This window comes from Pseudomonas sp. Root329, from assembly GCF_001424925.1.
Taxonomy (GTDB): Bacteria; Pseudomonadota; Gammaproteobacteria; order Pseudomonadales; family Pseudomonadaceae; genus Aquipseudomonas; species Aquipseudomonas arabinosi.
The window spans coordinates 138,736-146,977 of sequence record NZ_LMCV01000013.1 but is presented as its reverse complement, the minus strand read 5'-3'; the positions used below and the strand labels follow the sequence as shown (position 1 = coordinate 146,977).

9 protein-coding genes are annotated in these 8,242 nt (G+C 56.1%); 5 read left to right on the top strand and 4 right to left on the bottom strand.

Features of this window, described 5'->3' with window-relative positions; genetic code table 11:
* Positions 1 to 232 precede the first annotated feature (232 nt).
* The 4 genes from ASC74_RS14175 (at position 233) to ASC74_RS14165 (ending at position 5,014) form a co-directional block, all read left to right on the top strand.
* Positions 233 to 1,531: an IS110 family transposase gene (locus ASC74_RS14175; protein ID WP_082555822.1), complete on the top strand. Its 1,299-nt coding sequence runs from the start codon at positions 233 to 235 to the stop codon at positions 1,529 to 1,531.
* A 365-nt stretch (positions 1,532 to 1,896) separates the two neighbouring features.
* Positions 1,897 to 2,025, top strand: a complete 129-nt coding sequence (locus ASC74_RS32390) for a hypothetical protein (RefSeq protein WP_269084620.1) — start codon at positions 1,897 to 1,899, stop codon at positions 2,023 to 2,025.
* Between the two features lie 121 nt (positions 2,026 to 2,146).
* Positions 2,147 to 3,598 carry a DUF1254 domain-containing protein gene (locus tag ASC74_RS14170; RefSeq protein WP_156400823.1) on the top strand — a complete coding sequence of 484 codons (1,452 nt, stop codon included), beginning with the start codon at positions 2,147 to 2,149 and terminating at the stop codon, positions 3,596 to 3,598.
* Between the two features lie 282 nt (positions 3,599 to 3,880).
* The gene (locus ASC74_RS14165) at positions 3,881 to 5,014 is read left to right on the top strand and encodes an aminotransferase class V-fold PLP-dependent enzyme (protein WP_056741931.1); all 1,134 of its coding nucleotides are present in this window, start codon (positions 3,881 to 3,883) and stop codon (positions 5,012 to 5,014) included.
* 299 nt (positions 5,015 to 5,313) lie between these two features.
* On the opposite strand, the gene ASC74_RS14160 is transcribed toward ASC74_RS14165, so the two are convergent.
* The 3 genes from ASC74_RS14160 to ASC74_RS14150 all read right to left on the bottom strand — a co-directional run bounded on the left by ASC74_RS14160 (position 5,314) and on the right by ASC74_RS14150 (position 6,827).
* Positions 5,314 to 5,796 (bottom strand): GNAT family N-acetyltransferase, encoded by a 483-nt coding sequence (locus ASC74_RS14160; protein ID WP_056741930.1) that lies wholly within the window; start codon positions 5,794 to 5,796, stop codon positions 5,314 to 5,316.
* Positions 5,797 to 5,939: 143 nt separating this feature from the next.
* Positions 5,940 to 6,260: an isochorismate lyase gene (locus ASC74_RS14155; RefSeq protein WP_056741929.1), complete on the bottom strand. Its 321-nt coding sequence runs from the start codon at positions 6,258 to 6,260 to the stop codon at positions 5,940 to 5,942.
* A gap of 204 nt (positions 6,261 to 6,464) precedes the next feature.
* Positions 6,465 to 6,827: a DUF6463 family protein gene (locus ASC74_RS14150; protein ID WP_056741928.1), complete on the bottom strand. Its 363-nt coding sequence runs from the start codon at positions 6,825 to 6,827 to the stop codon at positions 6,465 to 6,467.
* Between the two features lie 223 nt (positions 6,828 to 7,050).
* Here ASC74_RS14150 and ASC74_RS14145 point away from each other — a divergent pair, with 223 nt between their 5' ends.
* Positions 7,051 to 7,392, top strand: a complete 342-nt coding sequence (locus tag ASC74_RS14145; protein WP_056741927.1) for a cupin domain-containing protein — start codon at positions 7,051 to 7,053, stop codon at positions 7,390 to 7,392.
* 114 nt (positions 7,393 to 7,506) lie between these two features.
* On the opposite strand, the gene ASC74_RS14140 is transcribed toward ASC74_RS14145, so the two are convergent.
* Positions 7,507 to 8,163 (bottom strand): FMN-dependent NADH-azoreductase, encoded by a 657-nt coding sequence (locus tag ASC74_RS14140; RefSeq protein ID WP_056741926.1) that lies wholly within the window; start codon positions 8,161 to 8,163, stop codon positions 7,507 to 7,509.
* Positions 8,164 to 8,242: the final 79 nt, after the last annotated feature.

Genomic DNA, 8,242 nt, shown 5'->3' with positions numbered 1-8,242 from the left:
ATCGACCCATTATAGATAGTCCGTCCCGCCTTCACCGATACTGGTAACGGTTGGCAGGTAGCTGTCAGCGAGGGTGGAACATGCACCTGTAGACTACGAATAAATCGACCCAAACGCATGACGTTTGCCGCTTTAGTTTCGAGTCTGCAGGTGCGCTTGCGCTCGATAACGAATACTCAGGGTTCGCCGTCGCACCGGCTCACTATATTGCCTTCGCTGAACGCAAGCATGCATGTCCCTAGCAGATATTTTATCGCTTGCGGAGGTTCACGTGACAGCGTCCTTGAGTCAGCACTTCACAGCCTATGTCGGCATCGATTGGGCAGATACCAAGCATGATATTTGCCTACAGGCTGGGGATGACAATCATCGCCAGTTCGACTGTATCCCCCATCAGGTTGATCGCATTGACGAGTGGGCCAAGGCATTGCACCAGCGCTTCGGTGGCCCTATCGCAGTAGCTCTGGAGTTGGCCAAAGGACCAATTGTCGCAGCCCTGCTGAAGTATGACTTTTTCGTGCTGTTCCCGATCAATCCCTCGACGCTTGCCAAATATCGCGTGGCATTCAAGCCGAGTCGCGCCAAGGATGACCCCACCGATGCGGAGTTGGCACTCGATCTACTGCTTCGCCATCCTGAACGGTTCACCGCGCTCAGGCCGCAGAGTGTGGCCATGCGCTCGCTGCTGAGCCTGATCGAACAACGCCGGGATCTGGTTAACGACAAGACGCGTTTTACCAACCGTTTATGCAACACCCTCAAGCAGTATTACCCGCAGGCACTGGACTGGTTTGAGCAGCGAGACACTCAGTTGTTTTGCGATTTTCTCACTCGCTGGCCGACACTCCTGTCAGTCAAACGGGCGCGTAAAACTACGCTTGAGGCATTCTTTTATGCTCATAACGGGCGTCGCGCCACATTGATCGAGGCGCGTTTGGCATCGATCCGTGCGGCATCTGCGCTCACTGAAGATGCCGGCATTATCGAGCCTTGCCGCTTGCACGTCCTCGCATTGGTCGAGCAGCTGCGCACCGTCCTCACGGTAATCGATCGCTTTGATAAGGAAATCGAGCGGGTCGCTTCTGCGCTACCGGATTACGCATTGTTTCGGAGCTTGCCGGGCGCAGGCCCGCATCTGGCGCCACGCTTACTCGCAGCCTTCGGAGAGCAACGTGAGCGTTTCCATGGTGCGGACGAATTGCAAAAGTATTCCGGCATAGCGCCGGTGACTGAGCGGAGTGGTAAGAAAAGCTGGGTGCATTGGCGCTGGCAATGTCCGACGTTTCTTCGTCAGACTTTCGTGGAATGGGCGGGGCAGACCATTAACAAATCCTTTTGGGCGGGAGCTTACTACCGGCAGCAACGTGCCAAAGGGAGTACCTACCAGGCGGCTGTACGCGCACTCGCGTTTAAGTGGATTCGGATTCTGTACCGGTGCTGGCAGACCAGGACGCCTTACGATGAAACCACCTATTTGAATGCTTTGAGGAAGCGTGGGTCACCGCTCCTCAAGAGTCTTGATTTAGGTTGACTGACTTCCTCAGGGCGTGAAGCTCGATGAAACCACCTATTTGAATGCTTTGAGGAAGCGTGGGTCACCGCTCCTCAAGAGTCTTGATTTAGGTTGACTGACTTCCTCAGGGCGTGAAGCGGTCTTTGGCGGGCCTCAAGAGTTAATCTCTGACTATCCGCTTTTTGGCTGCTGATCACGATTGGCTGTTCTCGAAGCCAAATGGTCCGTAACGGCGGCGCGTAAATATTACGGAACTGAATCTGAGCTGCTCAGCTACGCAAGGGGATGCTGGCTTATTGTGATCTACACTCCCTGAGCTGTGAGTAGATGCTTCGCCACAAGATTTACTCAGTCGCTAAGTAAAGAGATAGACCTGAGTTTCAGTGAGTCGCGGACTGGGTGGGGGCGCGCCAGTCGATCAGCAAAAAACCTTGTCTGGCAATCGTGTATCAGGCGAGTTCGACAACACCTGGATTGAAGCCCTGATCGCCCACCTGACCTGGCACTACTGAAAAAAGTCGGGAGGGTTTCAAGCATTCAAATTATTTCACCGTGGCCATGAAGGCTCACGGTGCCAGCTTGCTCAAAACTAACGAGGTGGAAATGAACAGGAAGTCTAACCGGGGCTGGACAATGGCTGCGGCACTCGTCGTAGTGGGTTCAACGCTTTTTGCGGGGTGTGCGAGCAAGAACGATCCGATCACGCAGGCAGACAAGACGGATGGGACCAAGGGCGTACCCGCGCCGAGTCTCGAGCAGACCAAGGCGATCGCCGAGGAAGGCTTTATTTACGGCTTACCGCTGGTCATGAACTACGCCGTGATGAACGAATATGCTGTGGACAAGGGCGGCCCGCAATACAAGGCGCCGTTCAACCAGATCAAGAACGAGCCTCGCGTCTTCACCTACCAAGACACGGCCATCATCACTCCGAACAGCGACACCCCGTACTCGTTTGTCTGGCTGGACCTGCGCGCGGAGCCGATGGTGATCTCGGTGCCGGCAGTGGACAAGCGGCGTTACTACTCGGTGCAGATGATCGACGGCAACACTTACAACTACGGTTACATCGGCAGCCGTGTCACCGGCAACGAAGCGGGTGACTACATGGTGGTCGGTCCCGATTGGAAAGGCGCGCCCCCTCTCGGTATCAAAAAAGTCTTCACCTCGACCACTCCCTTCGCCGTGAGCGCCATTCGGACTCAGCTCTACAATGCCAAGGACATGCCGAATGTCGAGAAGGTGCAAGCGGGCTACAAGGTCCAGCCGCTGTCCGTCTTCCTCCATCAACCCGCGCCGCCCACTGCGCCGAAGATTGATTTCGTGCCGGCTACGACGGACGGCATCAAGGCCAACTTCTTCGAGTACCTGTCAGCCGCGATGGAGTATGTGCCGCCATCGGCTGACGACCAGGAGATCCGGGCCAAGCTGGCGAGCATTGGGGTGGGACCCGGTCGCACCTTCGAATTTAAGGACCTCTCGCTCGAGCACAAGGCCGTGGTCCTGCTCGGGATGAAGGCCGGTGATGAAAAGGTCGACAAATTCCTCGCGAGCGGGACGAAGATAATCAACGGCTGGAGCGTAGGCGCGTACTTCGGCGACCAAACGTTCTACAAGGCCGACTGGCTGAAGCGTGCTGGTGCCGCGAAAGGCGGTCTCTACGGCAACGACGCTGTCGAGGCGATGTATCCCAACACGCGCACCGACGGCACCGGGCAGACGCTGGATACCAGCAAGCGCAACTACACGCTGACTTTCCCGGCCGGCAAACTGCCGCCAGTCAATGCCTTCTGGTCGGTGACCATGTACGACGGCAAGAGCCAGCTGCTGATCAAGAATCCGCTCAACCGTTACCTGATCAATTCGCCGATGCTGTCGGCGATGAAGAAAAACACGGATGGTTCACTGACGCTGTACATCCAGAAAGACTCCCCCGGCAAGGCTAAGGAGGCAAACTGGTTGCCCGCGCCTGACGACACGGTATTTCTGGTAATGCGCCTCTACTGGCCGAAGACCGCACCGCCTTCGATTCTTCCCGCTGGCGACGGCAGCTGGCAGCCACCGGCGCTGGTGGTCACGAAGTAAATCTTGCGGCCCATTGCTGACACTCGCCGTAGGTCGGTGTCGGCTTGTGCTGCCTTTTTGCCAATAGCAGCCAATCATCAAGGACTGCTATTGGCCGGCTGCCGCCCTTAGTAACGGGTCGTTATCGACCGAACGTAAGGAGGTAGGAACCTTTAAGGGTAATCGACCTGATGATGCCAGCCGCTCGACAGAAGTCGCAATTCGATCCCGAGCAATCTTGTCATTTGCCAAGGCTTAGGGCAGGGTCGATACCACTGACATCTCTGCCAAAGGAGTCACCCCATGTCAAAGCTATATCCCAGTATCGATCCTGAGGGGCTGGTCGAGTACTCAGTGGTCTACACCGACCGCTCGCTCAACCACATGTCGCAGTCATTTCAAGGCGTGATGAAGAACATTTCCAGGACCCTGAAACAGGTCTACAACGCCCAGGCAGTTGCGGTGGTCCCGGGCAGCGGCACATTCGGCATGGAAGCGGTGGCGCGACAGTTTGCCACCGACCAGCAATGCCTGGTGATACGCAACGGCTGGTTCAGTTATCGCTGGAGCCAGATCCTTGAGATGGGCAACATCCCGGCGGCCACCACGGTGCTGAAAGCCCGACCGGTCGACACGGGTCGCCAGGCTGCCTACGCCCCAGCCCCACTGGACGAAGTGCTGGCAGCCATTGCGGCGCAGAAGCCGCAGATTGTCTTCGCCCCCCACGTTGAAACCTCATCAGGGATTATCCTGCCCGACGAGTACCTGCGGGCCGTCGGCGACGCCGTGCACGCGGTGGGTGGCCTGTTCGTGCTGGACTGCATCGCCTCAGGCACGCTTTGGGTTGATATGCAGAAATGCGCAGTCGACCTGCTGATCAGCGCACCGCAGAAAGGCTGGAGCGCCTCCCCTTGCTGCGCCCTGGTGATGCTCAGTTCTTTGGCCCTCGAGCGCATCGAGCAGACGCATAGCAGCAGCTTCGCCTGCGACCTGAAAAAGTGGCTTCAGATCATGCAGGCCTACGAACAGGGCGGACATGCCTACCATGCGACCATGCCCAGCGATTCCCTCGCGCGGTTTAACGAAGTGATGAAAGAGACGCAAGCCTACGGTTTCGACAAGGTCCGCGGCGAACAACAGGCGCTGGGCGATCGGGTGCGCGCAATGTTGACCGGCAAAGGCATCAAAAGCGTGGCCGCAGCCGGCTTTCAGGCCCCTGGCGTAGTGGTGAGCTACACCGATGATGCCGACATCAAGAGCGGCAAGAAATTTGCCAACCACGGCCTACAGATCGCCGCCGGAGTGCCGTTGCAATGCGACGAGCCGGCCGACTTCCAGACCTTCCGCATCGGTCTGTTCGGACTCGAAAAGCTGCACAATATCGAGCGCACGGTCAGCACCCTCGAGCAGGCACTGGACGAGGTGATGGTTAACTAAGCCCTCATCTTGCCCGCAGCACATACCGAACTTGTGAGTTCCAAGAAGGCATCCTGCCCTGGGCACTGCCGGCCCAGGGCGCTGATCTTCGACGAGTATGACGCTGGTCGCCCGGACGTCACGTTAGAACCATAAGGGAACGCCCGTGCACGCGTCTTACTGACACGTGCACCCTTCAGCGATATCAGAAAAGGTTTCCAACGAAGCCTTTCACGGGGCGGATGATTGGCGGCTGTATGACTTCCTCAGGGCGTGAAGCGGTCGCTCAAAGTTCTTTTTCACGTTGAAGGGAATCACCCTTACACGCGCATTCCCATTTCGAATGCACGGGTTTCGAACCCCAACTCTGTGTACATACGCGTAGCACGTGCATTGAACGCCCATACAGACAGCCTTATGTCTTGGGCGTTGTGCTCGATTGCCCAGTTTTGAACGAGTTGTACCAAGGATCGACCAATGCCTTTTCCCCAAAATTGCTCGGCTACGCAAACCGATCCGATTCGAACAATAGCCAGCGGTTGCATCAGCGGTCCGGAGCTTGTCGACAGGCTGGCAGAAATGAAGGCTGCGGCTTGGTGAGCGACATTCGCAATGAATACAACCTGACCCGGTTTCTCGAAAAAACTCATCCAGTGAGGAAGATCGCGCGAAAAATCCTGAGTGGCAGCCGTATAAATATCGGGACGGGCAGCGTGATGTACCGCGTTAAGCAATTGGCCCAGTTCACAAATGGTCAGTGCATCCTCTACGGTTGCCGTTCGGTATGTAATGGCTTCATCCATGATGCGCAATTCTCCTTGATGTATTGGTGCTCCGCAGACTCCCGGTCTTTGTCTCATGGCGGGGAGGATATTCCATGGCCGATTCCGGTGCGTCATGACTGACCGAAAATCCACAACCCATGGCGGACAGTCCGATACTAGAGTCAGGCTTCGGATTGATGTGCTGCCCAGTGTTTCATCTCTTCGACAATGAAGTGGTTCACCAAGTCGCTGTACATCTTCTCGATGACATCCGGGTTCAGGCCCTCGGCCTCGGCCCATTCACGTCGTGTCGCCAGCATGGCCTTGAAGCGCTCCGGAGCACGCACCGAAGTCACCGAACTCTTGAACTTCGAGGCAGCCAGCACGTAGTGAAAACGCTTGCCCAGCAGCTTGATCACGACCTGATCAAGGGCATCGATTTCGCGTCGGATATCCTCCATGCCTGCACACTCTGCGGGCTGTAATTGATTGATAACTTCCATGTAGGTGACTCCGTTTGCTGAAAAAGATCTTGAGCCTTCGGAAGTAGCAACGGCGCGCTATCTTCCGTAAGCGATATAGCCTGAACACCATAAATTCTGTTGTCCAACGCCCGCTGAACGATTTAGCCAATCTGTTGCGTCGACCGGTTGAATCCACAACCCCGATCGGACGTTGAAGCCCTCGCGAATACCTTGAACCGTTTGTCAGGCGTACAAGCCATACCCTGCCGCGATGATCAGCGGAGAAACCAGCAGCGTTGCCCAGAACCCCGATTTTGGAACAGCAATGACGCAAATGATCGAGATCATAAGCACATAGATGCCAACCATTTTAAGTAGCGCGAGATCGCCAACGGCTACGGCGTGAATCGCTGTCTGCCCTGCGAGCATAAACAGCGGCCCCAGCATGGTAAACCAGAGGGCAGTACGCCGATCTTCGTGCGCTTTGAATTGGTCAACGAAGCCAGAATCTACAGCGGCGGCGAATGCTGTTTTGAACTTGATGATACCGAATGGAACATGGAGGACGCCCAAGGCGAACAGGGTCCATGCGACGATGTTTGACATGTCTTATATGCTCCGTAACGGTAAGCGCAACATGGGTGACGACAAGGACCGCTGCCCTCTAATGAAGCTACCCATTTGCCATCACCGTGTCCACCGTCCACTTTTGGCCGATAACAACCTGTCGCGAAGGGCGGCAATCGACCCTTTGTCGCCTGCCGACTGATCACACCTTTTAAGGTCTCTACTTCTAGTTAGGCTCTGTATGTACAGAGGGGAGCGTGCGATGAGCAACGAACAGGCGGCACCTGAGACCAAAGGGGTCACGGTGAAGTTACTGGCAACGATTGACCTGGGTCCTGAGATCGAGGGTATGGCAGGGCGCCAACTTAGAATGCGCAAGGTGACCATCGAGCCTGGAGGCGTCTTCGGGCCGATTCACAACCATGTAGACAGACCCGGCACCGTCTACATTCTGCAAGGAACGATCACTGACCATCGAAATGGAGTCGCCACGGATTATGGGCCGGGAGTGGGCTGGCCCGAGGACAGGAACACCACTCACTGGCTTGAGAACAGAGGCACGATTGCGGCGGTGGAGATCTCGGTCGATATCGTCCGTGTTTAGTCCTGAAATAGATTTACACCTGTTTCAGGACTAGACAGTCGGGCCTTGCTTTACGTACCGGCGAGTGTGCTGCCAGCCGTGTTTGTAATGAATCGATATACAGCCGGGACGGCCTCAACAGCAGGGGGCCGTCAGCGACAAACTGTCTGCCAGGTTCCTGGCCTGCTGAGTCGCGTCCTCACGCGCGCGCCGATCAACGTCTTCCCCCAGGATGGTTTTCTCCACAATCACCGAATGCACATCCGTGACGCCGATAAATTTCAGCCAGGCTTCCACGTAGGGCTTCTGGAAGTCGAAGCGCTCTGCCGGTGTGATCGACTGCGCCGAAAAATCCAGGCCGCGGGCGTACATCACCACGGCGAGTTTGTTGTGCAGCATGCCTTCCAGACCGCGTTCCGGGTCAACGCTGAACAGAATGTCTTTCTGCGATACCAGGTCGATGAAGTGCTTGAGTTTGTACGGGATGCTGAAATTCCACAGCGGTACGGACATCACGAGTACATCCGCGCGGTGCAGGTGACTGGCCAACTCTTTTAACGTGTTCCAGGCGTCTTGTTGTGCAGCGGTCAACGGCGTGCCATTGAACCCGGCGTATTTGGCCTCCATGGCCAGATCATCGAATTCCGGTAGCGCCATGTTCCAGAGGTCGAGGGTGATGATTTCGGTGTCCGGGGTGTTTGCTTGATAACGCGCAATGAAGCTGCGGGCGACTTCAAGGGAAGCCGAACGCTGCTTGCGTGGCGAACACTGAATATGGAGAAGAGTCGTCATGGCACACCTTGAATGATGGGGAAGCAGGGCAGGTGAGAGCATTGCAACATAGTTGTAATTGAAATATAAATCGTGAATT